At 43.9% G+C, this 25,154-nt stretch carries 23 protein-coding genes and 1 tRNA gene; 16 read left to right on the forward strand and 8 right to left on the reverse strand.

Annotated elements, in window-relative coordinates:
* Positions 1-30: 30 nt before the first annotated feature.
* Positions 31-3,135 (reverse strand): ATP-binding protein, encoded by a 3,105-nt coding sequence (locus MKX34_RS06410; RefSeq protein WP_076297759.1) that lies wholly within the window; start codon positions 3,133-3,135, stop codon positions 31-33.
* A 118-nt stretch (positions 3,136-3,253) separates the two neighbouring features.
* On the opposite strand from MKX34_RS06410, the gene MKX34_RS06415 reads away from it, so the two are divergent.
* The 4 genes from MKX34_RS06415 to MKX34_RS06430 all read left to right on the forward strand — a co-directional run bounded on the left by MKX34_RS06415 (position 3,254) and on the right by MKX34_RS06430 (position 5,951).
* The gene (locus MKX34_RS06415) at positions 3,254-3,820 is read left to right on the forward strand and encodes an RNA polymerase sigma factor (RefSeq protein WP_076297760.1); all 567 of its coding nucleotides are present in this window, start codon (positions 3,254-3,256) and stop codon (positions 3,818-3,820) included.
* Positions 3,817-4,269 (forward strand): zf-HC2 domain-containing protein, encoded by a 453-nt coding sequence (locus MKX34_RS06420; RefSeq protein ID WP_038569222.1) that lies wholly within the window; start codon positions 3,817-3,819, stop codon positions 4,267-4,269. The genes MKX34_RS06415 and MKX34_RS06420 overlap by 4 nt, the downstream gene beginning before the upstream one ends.
* A 75-nt stretch (positions 4,270-4,344) precedes the next feature.
* Positions 4,345-4,842, forward strand: a complete 498-nt coding sequence (locus tag MKX34_RS06425) for a hypothetical protein (RefSeq protein ID WP_036680114.1) — start codon at positions 4,345-4,347, stop codon at positions 4,840-4,842.
* 17 nt (positions 4,843-4,859) lie between these two features.
* Positions 4,860-5,951, forward strand: a complete 1,092-nt coding sequence (locus tag MKX34_RS06430) for a DUF5668 domain-containing protein (protein WP_038569223.1) — start codon at positions 4,860-4,862, stop codon at positions 5,949-5,951.
* Between the two features lie 75 nt (positions 5,952-6,026).
* Here MKX34_RS06430 and MKX34_RS06435 read toward each other — a convergent pair whose 3' ends face one another.
* Complete coding sequence (locus tag MKX34_RS06435; RefSeq protein WP_076274977.1) at positions 6,027-7,007, reverse strand: aldo/keto reductase; 981 nt, start codon at positions 7,005-7,007, stop codon at positions 6,027-6,029.
* A gap of 226 nt (positions 7,008-7,233) precedes the next feature.
* Between MKX34_RS06435 and leuB the strand changes: the two genes are divergently transcribed.
* The 5 genes from leuB (at position 7,234) to MKX34_RS06460 (ending at position 12,767) form a co-directional block, all read left to right on the forward strand.
* Positions 7,234-8,316, forward strand: a complete 1,083-nt coding sequence (leuB, locus tag MKX34_RS06440) for a 3-isopropylmalate dehydrogenase (protein WP_036680106.1) — start codon at positions 7,234-7,236, stop codon at positions 8,314-8,316.
* Between the two features lie 171 nt (positions 8,317-8,487).
* Positions 8,488-9,027 carry a peroxiredoxin gene (locus MKX34_RS06445; RefSeq protein ID WP_036680102.1) on the forward strand — a complete coding sequence of 180 codons (540 nt, stop codon included), beginning with the start codon at positions 8,488-8,490 and terminating at the stop codon, positions 9,025-9,027.
* A gap of 225 nt (positions 9,028-9,252) precedes the next feature.
* Positions 9,253-9,660 (forward strand): hypothetical protein, encoded by a 408-nt coding sequence (locus MKX34_RS06450; RefSeq protein ID WP_036680100.1) that lies wholly within the window; start codon positions 9,253-9,255, stop codon positions 9,658-9,660.
* Between the two features lie 391 nt (positions 9,661-10,051).
* Positions 10,052-11,155 carry an ATP-binding protein gene (locus MKX34_RS06455; RefSeq protein WP_076297761.1) on the forward strand — a complete coding sequence of 368 codons (1,104 nt, stop codon included), beginning with the start codon at positions 10,052-10,054 and terminating at the stop codon, positions 11,153-11,155.
* 106 nt (positions 11,156-11,261) lie between these two features.
* Positions 11,262-12,767 (forward strand): leucyl aminopeptidase, encoded by a 1,506-nt coding sequence (locus MKX34_RS06460; RefSeq protein ID WP_094903480.1) that lies wholly within the window; start codon positions 11,262-11,264, stop codon positions 12,765-12,767.
* 98 nt (positions 12,768-12,865) lie between these two features.
* Here the strand turns inward: MKX34_RS06460 and MKX34_RS06465 are convergent, their stop codons facing one another.
* The 4 genes from MKX34_RS06465 to MKX34_RS06480 form a co-directional block, all read right to left on the reverse strand.
* Positions 12,866-13,012, reverse strand: a complete 147-nt coding sequence (locus tag MKX34_RS06465) for a hypothetical protein (RefSeq protein WP_176462669.1) — start codon at positions 13,010-13,012, stop codon at positions 12,866-12,868.
* A 103-nt stretch (positions 13,013-13,115) separates the two neighbouring features.
* The gene (locus MKX34_RS06470) at positions 13,116-13,295 is read right to left on the reverse strand and encodes a FeoB-associated Cys-rich membrane protein (protein ID WP_076297763.1); all 180 of its coding nucleotides are present in this window, start codon (positions 13,293-13,295) and stop codon (positions 13,116-13,118) included.
* 44 nt (positions 13,296-13,339) lie between these two features.
* Complete coding sequence (gene feoB, locus MKX34_RS06475) at positions 13,340-15,352, reverse strand: ferrous iron transport protein B (protein WP_076297764.1); 2,013 nt, start codon at positions 15,350-15,352, stop codon at positions 13,340-13,342.
* Positions 15,349-15,591 (reverse strand): FeoA family protein, encoded by a 243-nt coding sequence (locus MKX34_RS06480; RefSeq protein WP_036680093.1) that lies wholly within the window; start codon positions 15,589-15,591, stop codon positions 15,349-15,351. Before MKX34_RS06480 ends, feoB begins: the two co-directional genes overlap by 4 nt.
* Before the next feature lie 238 nt (positions 15,592-15,829).
* Between MKX34_RS06480 and MKX34_RS06485 the strand changes: the two genes are divergently transcribed.
* The 4 genes from MKX34_RS06485 to MKX34_RS06500 all read left to right on the forward strand — a co-directional run bounded on the left by MKX34_RS06485 (position 15,830) and on the right by MKX34_RS06500 (position 20,336).
* On the forward strand, positions 15,830-16,789 hold the full coding sequence (locus MKX34_RS06485; protein WP_170914180.1) for an aldolase catalytic domain-containing protein: 960 nt from the start codon (positions 15,830-15,832) through the stop codon (positions 16,787-16,789).
* 244 nt (positions 16,790-17,033) lie between these two features.
* Entirely contained in the window at positions 17,034-19,160 is a 2,127-nt protein-coding gene (locus tag MKX34_RS06490) for an EAL domain-containing protein (protein WP_076206263.1), read from the forward strand.
* A 64-nt stretch (positions 19,161-19,224) separates the two neighbouring features.
* A tRNA-Gly gene (locus MKX34_RS06495) sits at positions 19,225-19,298 on the forward strand.
* A 147-nt stretch (positions 19,299-19,445) separates the two neighbouring features.
* Positions 19,446-20,336 (forward strand): cation diffusion facilitator family transporter, encoded by an 891-nt coding sequence (locus MKX34_RS06500; protein WP_076136219.1) that lies wholly within the window; start codon positions 19,446-19,448, stop codon positions 20,334-20,336.
* A gap of 297 nt (positions 20,337-20,633) precedes the next feature.
* Here MKX34_RS06500 and MKX34_RS06505 read toward each other — a convergent pair whose 3' ends face one another.
* Both MKX34_RS06505 and MKX34_RS06510 read right to left on the reverse strand, forming a co-directional pair.
* Positions 20,634-21,989, reverse strand: coding sequence for a dipeptidase (locus MKX34_RS06505; RefSeq protein ID WP_076136221.1), 1,356 nt, complete (start codon positions 21,987-21,989; stop codon positions 20,634-20,636).
* 158 nt (positions 21,990-22,147) lie between these two features.
* A complete protein-coding gene (locus tag MKX34_RS06510) occupies positions 22,148-22,831 on the reverse strand; it encodes an SDR family NAD(P)-dependent oxidoreductase (protein WP_076297765.1) in 684 nt (227 codons plus the stop codon).
* 115 nt (positions 22,832-22,946) lie between these two features.
* Here MKX34_RS06510 and MKX34_RS06515 point away from each other — a divergent pair, with 115 nt between their 5' ends.
* The 3 genes from MKX34_RS06515 to MKX34_RS06525 are packed head-to-tail and all read left to right on the forward strand — an operon-like array spanning position 22,947 to position 24,988.
* On the forward strand, positions 22,947-23,342 hold the full coding sequence (locus tag MKX34_RS06515; RefSeq protein ID WP_256717707.1) for a helix-turn-helix domain-containing protein: 396 nt from the start codon (positions 22,947-22,949) through the stop codon (positions 23,340-23,342).
* A gap of 42 nt (positions 23,343-23,384) precedes the next feature.
* A complete protein-coding gene (locus tag MKX34_RS06520) occupies positions 23,385-24,338 on the forward strand; it encodes an RNA methyltransferase (RefSeq protein ID WP_076297766.1) in 954 nt (317 codons plus the stop codon).
* Positions 24,339-24,370: 32 nt separating this feature from the next.
* A complete protein-coding gene (locus MKX34_RS06525; RefSeq protein ID WP_076136226.1) occupies positions 24,371-24,988 on the forward strand; it encodes an NUDIX hydrolase in 618 nt (205 codons plus the stop codon).
* Positions 24,989-25,154: the final 166 nt, after the last annotated feature.

Here is a 25,154-nt window from a genome sequence, read left to right on the forward strand (position 1 = left end):
TTGATATTTGGGTTCACAATAGTTTGTCTGTTAATCAGAAAGTTTTCGAATCGGATTTTTTTTGTCAAAAGGAATAATAAAACTCACAGAAGTTCCTTTCCCTTCGGAGCTTTTAATCTGCAGCCCTTTTCCGTAGACCCGCAACAGCCGTTTATGTGTATTTAAAAATCCGATTCCTCGTACATCATTAGACGGATTGCTGAGCAACTGCTGGAGTTGTTCGTTTTTCATGCCTTGGCCATTGTCTGATATCGTGATTTCAATATCGCCAGCTTGTTCCTTAATGGTTATGGACACCGTTCCTCCTTGGGAGCGACTCAAAATACCGTGCCGGACAGCATTTTCAACCAGTGGCTGTATAGTCAGAGGCGGCAGCTGAAAATGCAAGCTTTCCTCATAATCCCAATGAATGGTCATCCTATCTTCAAAGCGCTCCTTCTCTATGTAGAGGTAGGCATGAACAAGATCAAGCTCTCGTTCAATCGGTATCATAGGCTCAGCATTCAGGAAATTGAAGCTTAAACGCAAATAAGAGCTGAAGGCATCCACAAGGTGACTCATTCTATTAATATCAAAAGAGGCCAGCGCGGATATTGAATTTAATGTGTTGAACAAGAAATGTGGTTGTATTTGCGCTTGAAGATAGGCAGCTTCCACACGAAGCCGTTCGTTTACGGACTGTTTTAGATCTGTTAAGGAGCGTACACGGGCCTTCAGCTCTATTGCATTCATAGGCTTCATTACATAGTCATTTGCACCTGAAATGAATCCGGTATAAATATCTTCTGGTTGGTTTCGTGCCGTCAGAAGCAAAATGGGAAGCTCAGCAATGGTGTAACGTTCACGAATTCTATGCGCCAGTTCATACCCGGACATTTGTGGCATCATTACATCTGTAATAATTAAATCCCACTGAGCGGTATCCAGCAATAGTAAAGCATCGTTTCCGCTGGTCACCGTAACGATTTCATAGTCCTTGATGGAAAGTACGTTGGTAAGTATTTTTAGATTAACCGGATCATCATCTACAGCCAGAAGCTTGGGTCTCCTTCCATGGGCTGATGAAACGATACCCGGCGCGGTTAATTTGGATAAAGTGATCATAGGTGGCGTGTCCGAGAATTCTGTCATAGAGGGCAGTTCTGAATTCAATACCCGGCTGGTTGAATCGTATAACGGCATTGTGAATGTGAAGGTAGTACCTTCTCCAAGTGTAGAGACTACACTTATTTTCCCGCCGTGAAGTTCAACCAACTGCTTGCTGGTGCTTAATCCAAGCCCGATGCCACCGCTAACTTCGTTCATGCTGGAGTCGCCCTGTTCATAGGGCTGGAAAGCTCTGAGCAACGTCTCCTCGTTCATGCCAAGACCAGTATCCGTAATATGAATCTGCGCCGATTTTTTATGAATATCTGCATGGATTCTTATAGTGCCTACAGTCGTATATTTAACAGCATTTTGAAGCAGATTGAACAAGATCTGAATGAGTCTTTTTTCATCAGCCACAATAGAAGGGAATGAATCTGGTATTTCTGAGATTAAGGTTAAAGATTTCCCTTCTGTTAAGAATTTGAACATATCAAGCACACCCACTGCGAAGGATTGAATCTTAAGTTCTCTGAGCTGCAATTGTATATTGCTTTCACGGAGCTGGGATTGATCCAGCAGATCGTCTACCAGAAGGGACATACGTCTTCCAACGGTAATGAGCAGTTTTAAATTCTCAGCATTTTGATGCGTTACAGTGTCACGCTCGCTGTCCAGAACAGTTTCGGCAATGTTAATGATACTGTACAGCGGATTTTTTAATTCATGTGAGGTGTTAGCCAAAAAAACATCCTTTTGCGTAACACTTCTCTGCAGGCTGTGCGCCAGTTTTTCTGTCTCCTTAGTGTTCCAGTGATATCGCTTAAATCCAAAAGTCGCAAAGCACAAAAAGGCGATAATTAGATCAAAAGGATAATAGGTAACGTTGACCCAGTTATAATTCTTGAACATTCCCCAAAGTGTGCTGTTAACGATGGCAAGCATGGATAACAACAGGAAAATAGAGCCTTCGTAATTTTTAACAATAGATCTCAGAAAAAGAATTACGACACCTAATGCTAAAACTAATAAATTTATGCCGAAAATCAGTGTGTGAAATTCATAATAGTGAACAACGGGTCCAAATAATATGAACAGGATGTCTACTATGGACAGGATGGTTAGGATACGAATACTTTTTATTTTTAAATCCGCGAACAAAAGATGTTTGCTTGTCTGCAGGATAAAAATAAATACAGCAATATAAGAGATAAAAAATAGTTTGAAATTCCATTGATAGTTCAAGGGAAATACGTGCAATAAAAGCCTGTCATCATCTATGAGTACGGTAGTTATAGCGGATATTACCAGCAGAAAAAAATAGATCAACATCTTTTGCCGCAGTCCAATTATATATAAAATAACAGCATATACAGCGTGCAGCAGCAGTACAACACATAATAGCAACTGTAGGCTAATAGAGAGCAGTCTTTCCTGTGTTAAAGCTTTTTCGCTGCCAAATACAATCGTTTTAGAAATGCCTCCCGTTTGGGAAAAGGAATAGTTGGCTACATGGATCACAATTTCAAGTTCACTTTTATCGGTTGTAAAGGATACTGAATAAGGCAGTATGTATGGGATATAGTGCTCTTTACTCTCAGCAGGAGTGCCAGAGCTGCCCAGCCGTTCACCATTGATATACACTTCTGAAGAAGAGCGAGCTCCGGAAATGAGAAGACTATAAGATTGCTTCTTATTATTATCTGTAAGCACACGTAGTCGATAGGAGCCGTAGCCAAAAGCAGATTTATCACTATCGCTATCGCTAAGTGCATCTTTCCAGTTCCCAGGGACTTGTATATATTTTGTAGGAGCAGAAGTTAGAGATTGTTCGTTGAATGAAGGAAGCAGCATACCCGGGTAGAACTCCCACTGCCCATCTAAAATAAGAAGTTTGTCCGGATTCAAATTTTGATCCCGTAAATCCAACACCCCATTGATCAATGGTGGTTGTGTGGTGTGTGGAGAAATCATTACCCATAGGATACGAAATCCAGTGAGTATAATAAGAAACAATGCGATAATTAAGAAGAGTTTTCTTTTAGTCATAGTAGTTAAACATTATTCGACAACAAACTATATATTCCTCTCTTCGGCCTATTTCAAAAAATTCAAAAAAATTTATGCATAGGTTGCAGGGGGGAAGGATTGTCTGGCGTCTAACGTTATGAAGGTGAAGGAGGGGAGAAAGCTGGAAGAGGCAGAATGGATTGCTGCTGTGCTGAACGGTCAACATCAAGCCTTTGGGCATTTGGTGACACGTTACCAAGGCATGGTATACAGAGTATGCGTCAAAATCACAGGGGAAGCCGAATCGGCCAAAGATATGGCCCAGGAGGTTTTTATAAAAGCATATAAAGCGCTCCCCTCTTTCAGAGGACAGTCCTCCTTCTCGACATGGCTGTATCGGATTGCCTACCGCACCTGTCTGGACTGGAAACGGGCCAACGATAGGGAGTGGAAGTACCGAAGTGCAGCTGATTACACAGAAAATGATTGGGTAACGTCTCAAACTCCGGAGCATGAGGTACTTGAGCAGGAAACATCAGCTGAATTAGGAGAGAATGTGAACAGTCTGGCGGAACCGTACCGGTCGGTCGTCCAGCTGTACTATTTTCAGCGGAATTCCTACCAAGAGATTGCAGAGCTAAAGGGAGTTTCCGTGAAAACAATCGAATCGCAGCTTTATCGAGCCAGACAGATGATGCGTAAACAAAGGGAGGAATGGCGATGAATTGTGCAATAGTGAAGGAATGGATGCCACATTATATAGACGGCCTACTGTCTCCAGAGATGGAGCTGAGTATCCGATTGCACATAGAGTCATGTCCTGATTGCGCAGAGTGGCTGGAGGAAGCCAAAGCAATGTCGGAGCTGTGGTCGGAAATGGATGCTGACAGAGAACAGCTGCAGGCGCAGATGGACTTCCCGGATCTCGCAGCAGATGTTATGACACATATTGAGCAGCTCGAAACAGGGCGCAGATCACGAGCGACTAAGGCGACAAATGTAAGACGTCGTTCTGCCCCAAAAACCTCATGGATTCATTATGGAGTGGCTGCTTGCCTCAGTTTGTTATTGTTGCAGTTTGGGGTATTTGAGAATTTGGCCTATGGCATTACCGAAATAAACGGCCATATGTCGAATTCAGTAACCCAGTGGTTTGGTGGCTTTGGGAGATAGAAAAAAAATAATTGATCATTAATAGATGTTTAAATTGGCTAAAGTTTTGCTACCCAAATTTTAGGAGGATGTATTATGATTAAGAAGAGACGTTGGCTCACTTTTATGCTGGCTATGGTACCTGGAGTAGGTCATTTGTACTTAGGCTTTAAAAAGCAGGGTTTACAGTTTATGATCGGGGCGTCCTTATGTATAATGTTTATTCCGTCCGAGCCCTTGATCTTCCCGTTTGCCCTGGCGGCGCTGTGGTTTTATCAATTGTTTGATGCCCTGCAGAAGGCGGCTTGGATGAAAATAACTGCTGCTGAACACGAACGAATGATGTTTCATCCAGACAGCTTCGGAGCCCCTTGGACCATGGGGATGTCCTCTATGCCTGGATATCCGCATGAAGAGATCAATCCAGCTTGGGTGGGAATCGGCTGTGTTGTTGCTGGATTCCTCATGTTGGTAATCACAGCTTTCCCTACCCTTTGGGATATGCTGACTGAGATCAACATCGGCACGATCCTATTATCAGTGGGTCTGATTGCGTACGGACTGAAGATGTTAAGGAACAATACGAGAGCATAAGAAACGGGGATTTAACTATGGGGAGATGGAAAATAGGAAGTTTCACAGCAGCCTTGGGCTGCATTGCCCTTGGTGTCATTATCGTGATGGCTCAGTATGATATGATCAGCTATGAGGTGCTTGGTTTTTTATGGCCAGCGTTGTTGGTCTTATTCGGACTTGAGATGTTGATAAGACTTTTTATCAAATCCGATGTCAAAAGCCGTGTAAGCGGCTGGGCCATCCTGTTAATTATTGTACTGATCGGAGCAAGTGGTGCTCAGACAGTAATGGCGGGAGGTTCACTTAGCAATCTGATCGGTAATACACATCTAACTCCGCTTAGTGGGAATGTGGAAGTGAAAGAGAATATTACGACGCTCAAAATCGTACTTCCGAGTGGAAAAGTAAAGGTTGAGGGTGTAGCTGGAAGCTCTTTGGATTATGAGGGAAGTTTACTGCTGCCTGGAAAATCGCAAAGTGATGCTGAAAGTGCACTGGAAAAGAAATGGAAGGTTAGTACTGAAGGAGATACACTGATTATGGAGCTTGATTCCGATCATAATTGGTTCTCTAACATTCAGTTTGGATTCAATACCAAAAGTCCTTATCTAAATGTAAGTGCACCCAATAACCTTGCTGTTGAGGTTGAGACAAGTGATGGCTCTATAGAAGCCTGGAATCTAAAGTCAGGTATAGAGGTTGAGACAAGTAATGGTGCATTAAATATTCATGATATTGTCGGCGAAGTGGATGCGCATACCAGCAATGGGTCACTATCCGTACAGAATATCCAAGGTGAAGTTGAACTCGTGAGCTCTAATGGAGCCATAGTATTGGATAACATTGATGGGGCGTTGTCAGCCAAGAGCAGCAACGGCAAAATTACTATAAACTCAGCAGTGACCGGAAACTGGAAGTGTACATCCAGTAACGGAAAGATTATAGTGGGCTTGCCGGCCGTGTCGGATGCGAAGATTATTGCAGATACAAGCAATGGCTCGCTGAAGGGGAATGTACCCTGGGATCGGGACGGCGATAGCTATGGTACCGCTGTGCTTGGTAAAGCCACATATACTGTGGACTTAAGCACGAGTAATGGAAGTGTGACCGTGGACACAGCTGAATAAGTATGAATAAAAGGGAGCTGGGGCTTCAGCGTATTGATTCTGCTGAGGCCTCAGCTCCTTTGTGATAGAACTTACCTACCAAGCATACGCTTTAGGGGCTTCACCGCCGGGTCCAGGGAATATTTCATCTAGTCGTTTAAGCACAGCTTCATCTAGCACAATCTCAAGACTGCGCAGCGCACTCTCAAATTGCTCCAGGGTGCGGGGGCCGATAATTGGAGCAGTTACAGCAGGATTAGCCAGTAGCCAAGCAAGAGCGACATTATCCTGTGGTTCTCCCAGCTCCATACATAAGCTGGCAAAAGCCTCAAGCTGGCTCTTGTGCTGCTCTACACGATCTGCATTTCCGCCACTTCGGCTGCCCTCTATTTTTTTGAGTGCATTTCTTCCGAGAAGACCTCCATCGAGTGGGCTCCAAGGAATAATACCTAGTCCCAGATGGCGAGCGGCTGGCAAAACTTCAAGTTCAGGAAGCCGACAGGTCAGACTGTATTTATGCTGCTCTGAGACTAGTCCAAGAAAACCACGAGCCTTAGCTTCTTGTTGAGCTACGGCGATATCCCAGCCTGCAAAGTTACTGGAACCGACATAACCAATCTTGCCTTGATTCACAGCCAGCTCGAAAGCCCCCCAGAGCTCTTCCCAGGACGTACTGCGGTCTATATGATGCATCTGGTACAATTCAATATGATCGGTCTGAAGACGCTGCAGGGACCCTTCAAGATGGCGGCGAATGATATATGAGGATAATCCTTCTTCATCATTAGGACCATCAAGGTTATCATTCATGGCTCCATAAACTTTGGTGGCTAGTACAACCTTTTCCCGCCGCCCGCCGCCTTGTTTAAACCAGCGTCCGATAATGGTTTCAGTCAGGCCAGAATTTTCGCCCCAGCCGTAAATGTTAGCGGTATCAAAAAAATTAACACCTGCATCCAGTGCAGCGTCCATGATGCGGAAGGCTTCTTTTTCATCCGTCTGCGGGCCAAAATTCATCGTTCCTAGACATAGGCGACTGACCTTCATGCCGGATTTGCCAAGCTTTGCATATTGCACTTCGCATTCACTCCTTAGATAGATGACTTCATATTAATTGTAAACATCTTCAGAACTAAGAGCAAATGTGCTCAGCATTGAGGGTGGTGGTCTGATCCTGATTGTTTATAGGCTATACCTATCAGCTCAATAGAATCTATATCTTTGTCCTTTACGACTGGGTATGATACAACAATATAAAGAAGAACTATGTCTGTTAGAGCAGAAAACTTGAGGAGTGACTGAGATGAGTGAAGTTAAAAAAATCGCCGTTATCGCAGGGGACGGTATTGGACCAGAAGTTGTAGCAGAAGCGGAAAAAGTATTAAAAGTAACAGAAGAAGTATTCGGTTATGCCTTTGAAACAGAGCATGCATTATTTGGCGGTATCGCTATAGACGAGAAGGGGACTCCGCTGCCGGAAGATACACTTGAAATCTGTCGTAGCGCAGATGCTGTGTTATTGGGTGCTGTTGGTGGACCGAAATGGGATAATAATCCAAAGGAGCTTCGTCCCGAAACCGGACTGCTCGGAATTCGCAAAGCACTGGGGTTGTTCTCCAACCTGCGTCCAGCTGTCGTATTTGACTGTCTTAAGGATGCTTCGACTTTGAAGCCTGAAGTCCTGGAAGGCACAGATCTTATGGTAGTTCGCGAACTGACTGGCGGGATTTACTTCGGAGATAAATTGCGCCGTCAAGGAGAACATGGTGAAGAAGCTGTGGACACCTGTGTGTATAACGTAATGGAAGTAGAACGAATTGTCCGCCAAGCTTTTGAGATTGCCGGCAAGCGCCGTAATAAACTGGCGAGTGTTGATAAAGCGAATGTACTTGAAACTTCACGTTTGTGGCGTGAGGTTGTGAATAAGATTGCTCCAGAATATCCGGAGGTAGAGGTAGAGCATGTACTGGTTGATAACTGCGCAATGCAGCTGCTGCGCCGTCCATCTAGCTTTGACGTTATCGTTACTGAGAACATGTTTGGTGATATCTTGAGCGACGAGGCTGCTATGCTGACAGGTTCTATCGGTATGCTTGCTTCAGCTTCGATGGGTGACGGCAACTATGGTCTCTACGAGCCCGTTCACGGCTCTGCTCCTGATATTGCCGGACAAGGGCTTGCGAACCCGATCGCAACAATCTTGTCGCTGGCCCTGATGTTCCGCTTAACCTTTGGTTATGAGGATGCTGCTGCTGCAATCGAAGCGGCAGTTGCTGCAGTATTGGATGCAGGACACCGTACAAGTGATATCGCCGTGGATAAGAGCAAAGCGATCAGTACAACTGAAATGGGCGACCTGATTGTTGCAGCAATCCGCAAAGCCTAATCTTCTATTTATAATAATTATAAATAAATAATTGATCTAATCTTGACTTTGATTTTGTGCGATGATACCATTTGTTAAGTAGACAAGATATTATCTATTTCAGCATTTTTCAGTATATTGAGAGATACAAATGGTATTTTTTCTTACATAATCAGAGGGAGGATTCTAGCAATGGCGGAACGTTTAGTAGGTAGACCGGCTCCCGATTTTACTATGGAAACCGTATCAGGTGATGGTAAGGATTTTGGTAAAGTAAGCTTGTCTGATTATCGTGGCAAATGGCTTGTATTCTTCTTCTATCCGCTTGATTTCACATTTGTATGTCCAACTGAAATCACAGCTCTCAGTGACGCAGCAGCGCAGTTTGAAGCACTTGATACAGCGATTCTCGGCGCAAGCATCGATTCGATCCACAGCCACAAAGCTTGGATTAATACCCCTAAGGATTCCAACGGCCTGGGTCGTTTGAATTTCCCGCTTGCAGCTGATATTACGAAACAAGTCTCTAAAGACTATGGCATTCTGATTGAAGAAGAAGGTATCGCATTGCGTGGCTTGTTCATTATCGATCCTGAAGGCGAATTGAAATATCAAGTCGTTAACCACAATGATGTAGGCCGCAGTGTGGAAGAAACTCTTCGTGTTCTGCAAGCCTTGCAATCTGGTGGTTTATGCCCAATGAACTGGAAGCCGGGCGATAAGAATCTGTAAATTTTAGACCGTTATCATAGTGATCTTTGATATTCTGATTTCTACCTCCTTGCAGAAAATTTTCTGTAAGGGGGTTTTTTGCACCAAAAGATCTTGTATATCTAAATAGATTTGAAAATAGGCGCGAAAAGTTATATTATGTCCTCGAGTGGAGGAATCTCCATTGGGGTAATGTAATACAATAATAAACAATCAAAGGGTTATCTCTAAGGAGGGCGAACAAATATGAGCTTTTGCTGTGGAGCGAGTATGGTAGGAACAAAGGGGACCCTAAAACATTATCGCACGCAAGTCCATAATGTTCCCCTGCTTTTTTGTCCGGTATGTCATCGTGTGGAGGTTCACTACAAGGTCGAGAATGAATATGAGATCTTAGCGGAATATGCACATGGAGATGGTGTTACCGACGTGGACTTTCAGGACTATGTCATGGAAGACGAAACTGCAATTTTCGAGAACGTCATTAACGTCGAGAGTGAAGATCCTCTAGCCGTTGTACGCAATCAAATCGATATGGCGCTTGATCTGCTAGCTGTAGCCAAACAGATTGAGGATACCAAGTGGGAACGGGAATTGAAAAAAAGGTTAGCTGTGATGAGTCAGCGCCGTCTACGCCTGCAACAAAAGGCATAAGTTTATTACTAATTTTTTGGGCATGCCCCATTTTTCCATGTAAGCCTCCGCAATCGCGGGGGCTTTTTAGCTTTTTATAATCCTTTTTAGTTTTTCGTGATCCTTTTTAGATTTTTTTAAATCATTTAGGCGAATAAATAGCGATAAATATAATTTGATGTGATGTTTCATATGTCTTTGGAATCATTTTATGAATTTTTTTACCATTCGACAGTTTCTCCGATTGCGTTGTCTAGTTCTCTTGGATATGATTGGAATATAATTGAACCGGTTGGAAAAAGTGCAACGATTACCGAATGTTCTGGCGGCTTCGTCATACACTCAAATACATAGTAATTTGATGTCGCTTAAGCGTCTTCGTCAAATGCAGTAAAAGGGGGAACTTCGTATCGTGATTAGCCAATATCAAGAAAGTCTTCTATTACCGGGAAGAACCTATCAAACTGGACCTGTGGATACTACATACGAGGATGTTCTAGAGAATATTGACAGCGGAATCATGCTTTTTGATGAAGAGGGAGTTATAAGTTTTGTAAATAAGCAAATGTACGGGATGCTTGAACTTACCCGTCACTCTCTTGTGGGCTGCACATTTTCCCATCTACTGTCTAATGTTCGACTGAGCCGTTCCAAGAAAAAACAAGTAATGCAGAGCTACAGAGAGATGGTATACAAAGGAAAATCAAATTATGAGTTTCTAGACGAGTATGGCCGTTACTGGAAGGTTACTTTATGCTGCGGAGAGCAAATGAAAGGATGTTATTTGTTCACTGTCAAGGAAATCTCGGATTATAAGTTAATCGAACAAACGGCTTACCAGAACGATAGCTTGGCTATGCTAGGCAAATTATCCGCATCTATTGCCCATGAAATCCGGAATCCTTTGACCGCGATCCGGGGATTTATTCAACTGCTTCATCCATACTTGCACCAACTGGGGAAAGAGGAATATGCCAAGATTATATTGGCCGAGATCGATCGTGCGAACGATATAATCCATGAATTTCTGTCCTCCTCTAAGCCGTCAGTTCCGCAGGTGGGGATGATACCCGTGTCCGCATTGCTCAAGGAGGTTGTTCTCCTTACAGAGAGCGAAGCTTTAATGAAAGGCTGCCAGATCAATCTTCATCCTCTTCAAGAGGACATGGTGATTTCTGGCGATGTCAAACAGATGAAGCAAGTCGTGCTTAATATGATTAGAAATGCAATGGAGGCTGTAGCGGATCGAGAAGATGATTCCATGGGGAAAATCGAGGTTGGTGCCCGCAGAGAAGGCTCTGAGGTCCGTATTTTCATATCTGACAACGGTAAAGGAATGGATATTCGTACACTGGACAGGTTATTTAATCCTTTCTTTACTACCAAAGAGAATGGTACAGGATTGGGTCTTTCCGTAAGTGACCGCATCATCAAAAATCATGGCGGATGCATTTCTGTTAGCAGCAGAGTTAACGAGGGTACTCATTTTGTGATCTCTTTGCCATTAATCCATTAGAATAAGTAATAAGAGGCTGATCCCTGCGGATAATACAGATGCGGAGATCAGCCTTTGTTATGTTACAATGGGTGTTGGTTTTGGGAAACAAATGGAGGTAATCACAATGAATATAGAATACAACAGTGGTGTTGCCAACAATGTGCAGGGTGATGCCCTTATCCTTATTATTTCTGAGTCTGAGGTCGAGAATGGAGGCTTTTCCGAAGGATGGGATGACAGAATTCGCCTATTGGGAAAGACGGGTTTATTTAAAGGCAAGCTTAATCAGACTTATGTACTACCTGCTGAGAATTCATCTGGTTGTCCTGTTGTTATTTTGGTTGGCAGGGGGGACCAACTTCTCACGACTGAGGATCTAAGGCAAATGGGGGCTCAGACAGCTCATGCAGCGCTTCGTTTGAAGGCGCTCAAGCTGGTATTTGAAGTACCGGACACCTTGCAGGAGCTTACCGTAGAGAAGGATGTGACTTCTACTGCTTATGCGCTGACGGAAGGGTTATTGCTTGGTTCTTATCGTCGGACTACCTATAAGCAGGTGCAGTCTTTTTATACAGGCCCAACATCAGTTGTTTTCACTATAAAAGAGAAATTAGAGGGTAATGCCGGACGGGATTGGACTCAAGGCATTCAGATGGGGCTAGCTTTCGGTGAGGCCACGAATTTGGCGCGGAGCTTGACCAACATGCCTGGTAATCTATTGACCCCCTCAGACCTTGCTGTGGCCGCTATAGAGGTTGCTGAGCGATATGGCTTTCCTTCTGAGGTGCTGGATGAACGGGAAATTGAGCAAAAAGGAATGGGCGGATTGCTCGCAGTCGGAAAAGGAAGTGTAAACCCTCCACGAATGATCGTCATCCGTTATCAGGGGACAGGGAATTGGGATAACGTAGTGGGGCTTGTAGGGAAGGGAGTTACCTTTGACACCGGCGGGATCTCCTTAAAAAGAGCACCAGGTATGGAAGAGCTGATTAGTGATATGGGCGGGGCAGCGGCTGTACTCGGAGTAATGGAGGCGCTTGGCCGCTTACGTCCACGAATTAATGTCGTTATGGTTATTCCATCTGCGGAGAATATGCCATCGGCCAATGCTTTTAAGCCTGGAGATGTTATTACCTCCATGAGCGGACGAACGATAGAAGTGTTGAATACCGACGCTGAAGGCAGAATTGTACTGGGAGATGCGCTGACTTATGCTCGGGAATGGGGAGCGAAACGTATTATCGATGTAGCTACACTGACAGGCGCTGTGTTGTCCACTTTGGGAGATATAGCAACAGGTGCTGTAACTAATGATGAAGCGTTTCTGGAGCGATTTCTGGCCGCTTCAAGCTATTCAGGGGAAAAGGTATGGCAGCTTCCGGCATACCCGGAATTTCGTGAGATGCTAAAGAGCGAGGTTGCCGATATCCGTAACACTGCTGGAAGATATGGTGGAGCCACTACAGGCGGATTATTTGTAGGTGAGTTTGCTGAGGGCTTGCCATGGATTCATCTAGATATTGCTGGCACTGCATATGTATCTAAAGAACGTGGAGTTAATCCTAAGGGAGCAACAGGTGTCATGGTTCGTTCTATCATTCAGTGGCTGCTGAGCGAAAGCGAGATCTAAACATCCGGGGAGCTGTCCGTTCTAAACAACAAGGGGTGTTCCCTAAACCAGACTCTGGTTTAGGGAACACCCCTTTATTGAAATCCAAGAGCAGAAGCTTAAACAGTACCACTGGATTTTTTGGCCTTCGATTGGGAAGTGTAAGATTGAATGCCGTTCATAATTTTATCGCGAGTTCCCTTATTCTTCAGTAAATATGCTGCTCCCAATGCGACCGTTGTAAATAATGTCTTTTTGGTATTCATAGGAATTACCTCCTTGGTATTGTCTGTAGTTGCTTATAACAAACATACCCGTTAGTTAAGGAGGCTAAACGATAAATCACTATTTATTGCCCATTTTACAAACCTACTTCTTGTTGTTAACCGGTGTTGAACAACAAGAAAGCGGGGAATCCATCGATGCTGCCGCGCAGCTTTTTCCTTTATCACAGCCTGCACAAGCGCCCTGCTTTCCCTTTTGCACATGTCGATAGATGGTCCAGCCAGAATAACCGAAAATTAAGGCGACAATCACAACATTTATCATAATGGTACCCCACTTTCATCATGAGAATCTTATAATTTACAAGTCTACGACCATCCTAATAACCGTCCGCCTTGAAAAATAATTAAAGATACGATATACGCCAGAACGAGAGAATACCCCATGGAGAAGAAGGTCCATTTCCAAGACGCTGTTTCTTTTTTGATAACCCCTACAGTAGCCAAACAAGGAATATAAAGCAGGATAAAGGCCATGAAGCTGATCGAACTTAGCGGTGTGAAGACTTGAGAGATTTGATTTTCTAAACCAGCAGCATCTGGTGCATGATAGATGATATTCATGGTAGAGACTACGACCTCTTTTGCCAAAAATCCCGGAACCAACGTAGAGCCAGCCTGCCATGTTCCGAAACCAAGCGGTGCCAGTAGCGGTGCGATCATACCCCCAAACTTAGCCAGGAAGCTGTGATCCATGTCCACATTAAACCCGCCAGGACCGGCATAAGACATAAACCAAATAATTGCTGAGCCTGCAAGAATAATAGTTCCAGCTTTTCGCAGGAAACCCTTGCCCTTTTCCCAAGTGCTGCGCGATAAGGTCTTGATCTGCGGCATACGATAAGGTGGAAGCTCGATCATGAAAACTGAGGATTCATTTTTGAATAAATATTTAGAGAATACCTTACAAAGAATCAGAGCAAACACAATACCCATCACATACATGGACAGAACTGCTACGGCCTCTTGCGCCGGAAAAAACACAGCTGCGAATAAAGCGTAAACAGGCAGTCTCGCAGAACAGGACATCAGCGGCATTAGCAAGGTGGTCAGCATGCGGTCTTTGGGCTGTTCGATGCTGCGCGCCGCCATTATGGCAGGTACATTGCAGCCGAAGCCAATGATGAATGGAATAAATGCTTTTCCGTTTAGTCCCATACGTTCCATGGTGCTGTCCATTAATAAGCAAACCCGAGCCATGTATCCTGAATCCTCCAAGAAGGAAATGATCAGGAAGAGAATGAAGATTTGCGGGACAAAGACGAGGACGCCCCCTACACCGCTAATTAATCCATCGACAATCAGGGCATGCGTGAAGCTGGATGCTCCAAGCGTCTGAAGCAGGGAATTGGCTCCATCACTAATCGGTCCGGAGATCAGGCCATCGAGGAGATCTGATAGAGGTCCGCCGACCCAGTCAAATGTGGTCTTAAAGAGAGCATACATAAAGAAGATAAATAAGGGCAGTCCTAGAAAACGATGCGTCAATATGGAATCTAATCTTTCTGTTAAGTTATGAGGTTTCTGCGTTGTTGTATCAAGTACAACCTCACAAATGGAGTGGATATAATCCATCCGCTGTGAGCGAATCCATTGGGGGAGCGTCAGGGCCAGCTTTTTGATCTGTAGCTCACTCTGACAGGATTCACAGATGTTTAGCAGGCGAGTGGTGTCCATACGTGTCTTCAGAAAATGAAGAATAACCGGATTCTGCTCCATAAGCTGTAAAGCAATCCAGCGGTGATTGGGTAAGTCCTTGATAGGAAGTAATTCCTTTTCTATAGAAGATATCGCATGCTCTACAATCTCACCGTAGTTCAATTTGAACTTTACAGCGGGAATCGCAGAGGATTTCTCTAAAATACTGAGGACTTGTGCGCAGCCTTTTCCCGTTCTTGCAACAAGCGGGAGGACAGTTATACCCAGTCGTGATTGTAAGACTTCATGATTGATGCGAATTCCACGTGCATTAGCGACGTCAATCATATTCAGTCCGAGTAAGGTAGGTTTGCCATACTCAAGTAATTGAAGCGTGAGCAGCAGATTTCGTTCCAGCTGTGAAGCATCCACGATATTAATTAAGGCTTCTGGAGATTCTTCTATTAGATACTGGGCAGCAACCCCCTCATCGCGTGAGAGTGGGTGCAAGGAATAGATGCCCGGCAAATCAATGAGCTTGCCAGCGCCGTTCTTCAGGCTGCCGATCTTCTTTTCTACAGTTACCCCTGACCAGTTACCAACATATTCGTATGAGGAGGTTAACGTATTGAAAAGAGAGGTTTTACCTGTATTGGGGTTACCTACAAGAGCTATTGAACTCAAGACACGTTCACCTCAATCAATGAAGCTTCCTTCCGGCGGATGGCGAACAGTTGTCCATTGCACTCTAAGGTAATAGGTCCTAAAAAAGGTCCTTTTCCTTTCAGGCGAATGCTCACACCCTCGGACACTCCAAGATCAGCCAGACGACGGCGTAGGATAGGATTGATTCCTTCTATTTTATGAATATATCCGGTCGAACCCGGTTGTAGTCGCAGCAATGAGCAAGAGGTAGAAGCCATTTTTATCCCTCCAAAAGAGACTGATAATCAATCTCAATGATTTTCTTGTAATGTAGCATTTTTAGGGCTTATTTACTGTGATCATTGTCGCTGACACGATGTGGTAATGGCATTAAGGAGAAGAAGATGAAATTCCTTTACATTTTATTCTTCATTAAAGTATGATTATACGATATAAATTGCATAGTAAAGCTATATTCGCGGTTATAATGATTGCAATAGTTGAAGGGAGATAATTATGAAGACTAATCAATGTAAGATTGTTGACTGCACCATCCGAGATGGGGGCCTAGTGAACAACTGGGATTTTAGTGTGGAATTTGTACAAAACTTATATGCCGGCTTGAATGAAGCTGGTGTTGATTATATGGAAATCGGTTATAAAAATTCACCAAAATTGCTCAAAGGAGCAGAGGGTGCCGGACCATGGCGTTTTCTGGACGATGATTTCCTGCGTAAAGTGATTCCGCAAAAAGGTCACACCAAGCTATCTGCTTTGGTTGATATCGGCCGCGTGGATGAGAATGATATTTTGCCCCGCAGCGAAAGTATGCTGGATTTGATTCGTGTGGCATGCTACAGCAAAGATGTAGAAAAAGCCCTCCAATTGGTACAAACTTTCCATGATCTAGGCTATGAGACAACGATCAACATTATGGCTTTGTCTAATGTTATGGAGAATGAATTGTTGGAAGCTTTTGAAATGATCCGTGAGAGCGTTGTTGATGTGGTATATATTGTAGATTCATACGGCAGCTTGGATCACAATGACATGAATTATCTGGTTGAGAAGTTCAAGACACATCTGCCAAACAAACGTCTAGGCGTACATACTCACAATAATCTTCAGTTGGCGTTCTCCAACACGTTGATTGCTGCTGAGAATGGTGTAGAGTTACTGGATGCTTCTTGTTATGGGATGGGACGAGCTGCAGGAAATTGCCCTACAGAGCTGTTAGTAACTCATTTGAAGAATACACGTTACTCCTTGCGCCCTGTGCTTGATATTATTGAACGCCTGATGATTCCTTTGCGTGAGAAAGAGGAGTGGGGCTATATCATTCCTTATATGATCACAGGTACACTTGATGAGCATCCACGTTCAGCAATGGCACTTCGTGCATCTGCAGACAAGGATAAATCCGTTGATTTTTTTGATAAGCTTACAACACCAGAAGTAACCTTTGGTGACAAATAAACCTGAGTTTCTTAGAAGCACTGAACCCTTTCGTAGGGGGAAGTGCTTTTTTGGTTGCCTGCTAGCAGAAAATGGTTTATATTTATGCAAGATTTATGAATATATAACTTATAAACGCGCCTTCCATTTGAATGCCGATAAAAGAAATGTAACTTAAAAGTCCTATCCCGCCGATATTTATACGTAGGACATAACTATACTTGAATGTTAATTAATAGATATTATTTTCAGACGCGAGGGACTTATGAGACAAGAAGAGAAAAAGACAATTCAAGCAGCTGCTGTAGGCGCCTTGCTGTTCCTTTTAATTCAAATTTTCCATACATCGCTTAACCGATTGGACGATTGGGATATTATTTCTTCTCTCTATCTCATTGTCGGCTGCTGTAATGTTGCTTTTGGATTTGCAATATTTGCACAGGGCTGGTTATTCTTCTCTAGCAGATTATCTAAAGGAAGATTATATGCCGCTGCTCTTTTTGGTGGAATATGTATTATTGATTTCTTGCATACACTGGGTTTTGTCGGCGTCCCGTTGATTTCATCATTCATAACTTTTGAAGAATCGTTGTGGCTGCGAACCCTCTCACGACTAATCAGCGGTTTAGGAATGTTGTTTATTTTTAGCAGGGAAGATAAGCCCGTGTCTGTCTCTGAAAAAAGAAAATTGTTTAGAATAGCCTTCATGCTGATTGTGCTTTCCATTGTTTTGTTTATAATCAGCCACTCGGCGTTGCCACAGTTTTTAACTAAGCCTTGGATGAATCCTTTGAAGCAGATTGCTGATTTAGCAGTTCTTTTTGTTTACTTGGCAGGTGTTGCAGTTATTGTATTTCCTGAAAAAAGTGAAAAGTCAGCCTCACTTCTTATTATTATTCGAGCACTTATCTTTTTCTCTTTGGGCCAAGCCTTTTTTATGAGTCCATTCAGTAGTGGCAATATAGATGATCTTTTTGGAATGGTGTGTAGCGGAGTTGCTTACTACTTGCTGCTTACCGGAGTATATCGTCTGACGATTGAAGAACCCTTTTACGAAAAGCAGTTGGCTGAGGAGCGGATCAATTATTTAGCCTATCATGATGATTTAACGGGACTTCCCAATAGACGTCGACTGACGCAGCGTGTAGAAGAAATGATTATTGCTGGGGAAAAGAATACGAGCGATAAATTCTCAGCGTTAGCTATTATGAATATTAATCATTTCAAGAATATAAATGACTCCCTGGGCCATTTTGCCGGAGACCATTTATTGAAGCTGGTGTCTGAGCGGCTTGTGAATGAGGCCAAATCTACTGAAGAGCTTTATAGTATGGGGGCGGATGAGTTCGCTTTTCTTATGATGGAGAGAGCAAGTCTTGGAGAATGTTTAGTTCGAGCTACGGAGCTGCATCGATTATTTGAGATACCTATTGCTTTAGAGTCGGGGGAGTACCATATATCGCTTAGTATGGGTTTAAGTATTTATCCCGGTGACGGTGAAACTGCGGAACATCTAATTCAGAATGCTGATACGGCTGTACATAATGCCAAGGAACAGGGAGTGGAGATTCGCCGGTATATCCCAGCTATGCAGATGAAAGCGAAGGAACGTCTAAAGCTGGAAAATGACCTCCGCAGAGCGCTTGAACGCAATGAATTCTTTCTGGTGTATCAGCCAAAGGTTTTGCTGGAGACGGAAGAGATCGTAGGAATGGAAGCCCTGCTCCGCTGGAATCATCCGAAGCGTGGTCTGGTCTCTCCTGCGGAATTTATCCCGTTAGCTGAGGAGAGTGGCCTCATTGTTCCGATTGGGGAATGGGTACTCAAAACAGCTTGTCTGCAGAATAAAAAATGGCAGCTGGCCGGCTATGTGCCGATTTGCGTCTCCATCAACCTATCTATGCGGCAATTCCTTCAGCCTAATCTAGCAGGGAGGATTCATACCATCTTAACCGACATTGGATTAGATCCGTGTTATGTCGACCTTGAGATTACTGAGAGTATGACCTTGGATAAAGAAACAGCCTTTGATCAGCTGAAACGTCTGAAAGAGCTTGGTGTCTTCATCAGTATTGATGATTTTGGTACAGGCTACAGCTCCCTGCATTATCTAAAGAACATGCCGATCGACAGATTGAAAATCGACAGGTCGTTCGTATCAGAGGTTATGGAGGACAGCAACAATGCTGCTATAGTCTCTACAATCACTTCTATGGCGCATCATTTGAAGCTGAAGGTTACAGCTGAGGGTGTTGAGAACAAGGAGCAGCTGCAGTTTCTGCGTGAGCAGCATTGTCATGAAGCTCAAGGATTTCTGTTCAGCAAACCTATTCAGCCAGCAGAGTTTGAGGCGATATTTTTAAAAAAGGCACCCCTCGGCGCTTCCCTGTAAACTAAAAAAATGTTGATTTTTACTTGTAGGGATGATACAATATCTCTTGTATTCACTTTCTAGTGCGGGTGTAGTTCAATGGTAGAACTTCAGCCTTCCAAGCTGATAGCGTGGGTTCGATTCCCATCACCCGCTCCATAATTCAAACTTCCAAATCCTTGCGATGCAAGGATTTTTTTATATCCCATCAGCCTATTAATGGTTGGTGGGATTTTGTTGTTTATACTATTTGCCTAATGGAAAAACTTTAATATAGCGTACTTTTAAGAAAAGGTTGTGAAACTTTTGAATGGTGCAAAGATTGCGTTCCTATCTGTACTTAGCAATACATTTATCGTTTCTTTAAAGCTTATGGTCGGAGTACTTACAGGTTCAGTAGCAATTATCTCGGAAGCGATCCACTCCTCCTTAGATTTAGTTGCTTCGTTGATTGCTTTTTTCTCGGTCCGATGGTCGAGTCGCTCTGCGGATAAAGCTCATCCTTATGGTCATGGCAAAGTGGAGAATATCTCAGGGACGATTGAAACGTTGCTTATTTTTGTAGCTGGATTCTGGATTATAAATGAGTGTGTTCATAAAATAATGAATCCAACCGCGATCGAACTTCCCTTTTTGGGCATTATTGTGATGGTGGTCGGAGCGGGGATTAATTATATGGTTTCACGCAAGGTTAAAAAGAAGGCAGACGAACTTCACTCTGTGGCTATGAAATCGAATGCTCTGCATTTGCTTACGGATGTTTTCACCTCTTTGGGGGTTGCATTCAGTTTATTATTGGTCACCCTCACTGGATGGACGATCCTCGACCCTGTCATTGGGATTGTGTTGGCTCTGTACATTATGGGTGAAGCCTATAAACTTCTAAAGGAGTCATTTCCTCCGCTGTTGGATGCACGATTAACTGAGGCAGAAGAAAATGAAATATTACGTGTCATAAAGTTATTTCAAGGGCGATATATTGAATTTCATGATTTTCGTACCCGACGATCTGGTCCAGAAGAATATGTCGACTTTCACCTTGTGATTCCTTCTAAAATGAGTGTTGCTACTGCGCATCAATTATGCGACGAAATTGAACAAGCCATTCAAGGCATATTTGAACGTGCTCAGGTGTTAATTCACATTGAACCCGAACATGAACAGTTGGCTAACAAACCTATATTACATGAAGGCTAATAATGGTGATTACTCACAGATTTTCTCTGCTATTTCAATATTTTGTTTTAAGTGATATGGTGATTATATCTCTTTTATATTCATTCTATATGGGGGACAGATAATGATCGCTTATTTAAGACCTTTAATAATAAGTAGCTCAGTTAAAAGCTTGATTTTTCTTTTAATAATATTGGTGATAGCAATGGTATGGTGGTTTTATAAATGGACTAAGTAATGATGTTTTTTTGTTTGGCCGCATACTAAAAAGCCAGGCTCCCAATTTAGGGATCCTGGCTTTAATTGTTTGTAGGTATCTTATACAGTCTTTAGGAACTCAACGATGGTGAGTAATCCCTTGTCGAAGTTCTCCAGGTTGAAATGCTCATCCGGTGCATGCAGGTTCTCATCATCGAGACCAAAGCCCATCAGAACGACGGGTGCTTCCAGCACACGGGAGAAGCTCTCCATGATCGGAATGGAGCCGCCGTCTTTGGTGAAGAGGGCACGGGTTCCATATACTTTGCCATATGCGTCTGCTGCAGTTTGCAGAATAGGATTCGACGGATCGATGTTAAAGGCACGTGCCTTTTCCATTTGCTTAACATGCACTTTCGCTCCGGTCTGAATATTAGCTTTCAGATGTGCTTCAACGGCATCGAGGATATGCTGTGGATCCTGATCGCCAACTAAGCGGCAGGTAATCTTCGCATGGGCTTCTTTAGGGATAACCGTCTTACTGCCTTCCCCTTGGAAACCGCCGTATACGCCGTTAAGCTCTAGCGTAGGACGAGCGCCAATCCGTTCTACAAAGGAATAACCTTCTTCGCCGTATAACGATTCCAATCCAAGACCTTCGCGTATTTTATCTTCATTCACACCTTGCTTCACGAATTCTTCCCGCAGCATTGGGGAAAGCTCAGGAACGCCCTCATAGAATCCGTCTACAGATACACGTCCTTTGTCGTCATGAAGTGAGCTTAGCAAAGATACTAGGGCATGCAGTGCATTCGGAACGCCACCGCCGTAAGAACCAGAGTGCAGGTCTGTCAAGGCAGTAGTTACGTCAACTTCAAGGGAAGCTAGACCACGTAGCCCAGTGCAGATGGCAGGACGACCGCGTTCCAATAGGGATGTATCGGAGACTAGCACTGCATCCGCAGCGAGCTTTTCTTTATTGGCTTCAAGGAACGGAGGCAGATTCACACTGCCGATTTCTTCTTCACCTTCGATGCAAAGCTTGAGATTCACAGGAAGAGTACCTTCTTGTTTCAGGATCGCCTCAATGGCTTTGAGGTGAACGAATACTTGTCCTTTGTCATCTGTTGCTCCGCGTGCATAAAGCTTGCCATCACGAATCTCTGGTTCAAATGGAGGTGTGGTCCATAGGTTTAATGGATCTACTGGTTGTACATCGTAGTGACCATACACGAGAATGGTTGGTTTGCCTGGAGCATGAAGATAATCGGCATATATAACGGGATGTCCCGCTGTCGGATGCAACTCAATGTTCTCAAGTCCGGCTTTTTTCAGGGTGTCTGTCAGCCAATGGGCTGCCTTCAGTACATCGTCCTTATGTTCAGATAAGGCAGAAATACTTGGAATTCTGAGCCATTGTTTTAGTTCTTCGAGATGTTCATCCCGGTGGGTTGAAAAATACGTTTCGTATGACATAGTGAGTATGTACCTCCTTAAGTTTTGCTGCGCAAAACCGGCTTTGTAAGCGCCTGGGCATAAGCTTGTTGGCCATGCGTGACCGTCTTGTTTAGCATTCTATAGGAACCATTATACTGGAGAACTCACTATGGATCAAAAGCGATGGGGCAAACCTCTCACCAGATGATTGTAGCCGGCGTCACACCTTGGGGAAAAGTATCCTCAGCTTTGCTTTTGTCCATATACATTTCATACCAAACATCAGCGATGATTCCTGGATCTGTAGCTGTGCCGGGTTTAATGAATACACCAAGTGCTAAATGACCTACATAGATTCCTTGTGGAGCCAAATCTGCATGCAGGTTAAGTGCGTAGTTTCTTAATCCGCTAAGCGCAATGCCTACATTACCCATCATCTGCATGGGATAGATGGAGGACAATCCGGTTGTGAACAGCAGTGCGCCGCTGCGTTTCTCCAGCATCTCAGGCAATACCTGTGCTACGCTGCGGATAGCGGCTACAACCAGTGCCTGAAAGGCATCCTGTGCATTTTCTTCTGTTACTTGTGAAGCGGGAGTAGGAGGGTGATTTCCACTTGTCGGGCTGAATTCGAGCACATCGATAAAGCCGTATTTTTTCTTGATATTATCGAAGGCTGTGGCTACTTGTTCTTTATTGTATACGTCGGCAGGAAAAGCAGCAGCCTCGATATTCAGTGCTTGCAGTTCCTGAACAAGGGTGTTCAGCTTCTCTTCATTTCGAGAGATTAATGCCACTTGAAATCCGTTGGCTCCGAATTTTTTGGCGATTGAGAGTCCTAGGCCGGGTCCAGCACCCATGATGGCAATGGTCTTTTTCATGATTTATTAGTTCCTTTCCGGTTGTTGATTACTAACAGTAACCATGATAAGCTGAATAGGCTTGAGGGACAAGAAGGCACTATTACATGCGTAAGTTACATGGAGGTAACCACAGTTGGAACATTCAAAGGAAGAACCCACCCGGTTCATGCCAATGCTGGAGGATTGCTCCATTACCCGCCAGATTCTGGACAGGGTCGGAGACAAATGGAGTGTACTGATCATAGTCAATTTAGGTGCTGAAGCTTTGCGGTTCAAAGAGTTGCAAAGGCGCTCTGGAGGGATATCACAACGGATGCTGACCCAGACCCTGCGCCATTTGGAACGGGATGGATTAGTTTGGCGTAAAGCGACGCCTACAGTCCCATTGACTGTGAAATACGGTCTGACGAGCATAGGAGAATCATTGTTAGGACCTTTAACCTCGCTTGTGGACTGGGTCAACAAAAACAATGGGAAGATCGCCAAAGCGCGTATAGATTATGACCACCAGCACGACACACAGGAGTAACAAGACAGCAGAACAATTCACTGGGATAGAGGATGGATTATATTGCATAAGGAAAGTGGAACAAACACATTTATTTATACTTACACCTGTTCAGAGGACGAGTTATCGCTGTGTCAGATGGAGCTGCGATGTCTTTTTGGCGAGCAGGTGCCGACTGCTCTTTTTAAGAGTGAGGTTGAGGTGGATGTCAGCCGCAGTCCCTTCATTAAAGAGCGGATTGATGTAATGTATGAAGGGGATAGTCTGCCTGAGATTTATGATCAAACGGAGCAGGTGGAGCTTGGCGGCAAGACGTTTAAGGTTATTTTTGTGAAGACCAACGATCTGGGCCCTGCAGACAAAATAGAGTATGATGAGCGCAGAGTGATCGAGCGGGAAATTGGGTTGCGGATTGAAGGAGAAGCGGATGTTAACCATCCGGAGCTGGTATACGGCATTGTTACGCTGGGGGGACGCTGGTACTTCGGATCTTATCATAAAAACAAGGCAACTTGGTTCCGCCAAATGAAGAAGCCACGCAGCTATTCTATCGCGCTTAGTACACGTGTAGCCCGTGCCGCGGTTAATATGGCTATTCCGAATCCTGAAGGTATACGTGCTATAGATCCTTGCTGCGGTATTGGAACTGTAATGGTAGAAGCCTTGTCAATGGGAATCGATATGGTTGGACGTGATATTAACCCTATGATTGCTACCGGTGCGAGAACAAATATTGCCCATTTTGGATTCACCAGTGAGGTAACGCTTGGGGATATTGCGGATATCACTGATCATTACGATGTAGCCATTGTAGATATGCCATATAATCTATATTCTAGTATTACACCTGAGGAGCAGTTCGCGATTCTAGTGAATGCGCGCCGGATTGCAGATCGGGTGGTTATCGTTGCGATTGAACCGATGGATGAGATGATCACTGAAGCTGGATTTACAATCATAGACCGTTGTGAAGCTAAAAAAGGAGCCTTCTCGCGTCATTTAATGCTTTGCCAGTAATCCTAATCAGGTACCGAAAAAGGGGTGCAGCAATGGAGCAGAAATGGTTAACGTGGGCCAAAGAAATTCAGGCCATCGCACAGACTGGATTAACTTATGCTAAGGATGTTTATGATATAGAACGGTATCAAGCTTTGCGGGAGCTCAGTGTAGATATCCTCGCTAATTATACCTTTGAAAGCAAGGAGAGAATTAGACTCTCCTTTGCGGGTGAAGGGGGTTATGCTACCCCAAAAGTTGATGTCCGTGGTGTTGTATTCCGGGAGGATAAAATTCTACTTGTTCGCGAGAAGTTGGACGGGAATTGGGCGCTTCCTGGTGGCTGGGGAGACATTGGACTGTCCCCGAGTGAGGTTGTTGTGAAAGAAATCAAAGAGGAATCGGGTTTTGAGGCAGAAGCAATTCGCTTACTGGCTGTATTAGATAAGAAATTTCATAACCATCCTCCGGAGCCTTATCACGTGTACAAGTTCTTTATTTTATGCCGCATCGTGGGCGGAGAGGCAATGGAAGGGGTAGAGACTAGCGAAGTTTCGTTTTTTGCAGAAGATATGCTGCCTGAGCTTTCAGCAGAGCGGAATACAGAGGCACAGATTCGGACGATGTTTGAATATTTACGAAATCCGGAAAAAGTAGTAATATTGGACTAAGAATCTGCATATACTGTATGACTTCCGTAAATTTAAGTTTTTAATTATTCAAAATTTGGTTAATATCTAATATGTAAGCACTTACAACGGTTTGGCCGCTGAGCCTTTATATCTACCAAAATTCAAAATTTTAATTTTTTGGGTCGAGCGGTCTACATTTTTTCCT

The sequence above is a fragment of the Paenibacillus sp. FSL R5-0636 genome (genome assembly GCF_037974255.1).
In the GTDB taxonomy this organism is placed as follows: domain Bacteria; phylum Bacillota; class Bacilli; order Paenibacillales; family Paenibacillaceae; genus Paenibacillus_AQ; species Paenibacillus_AQ odorifer.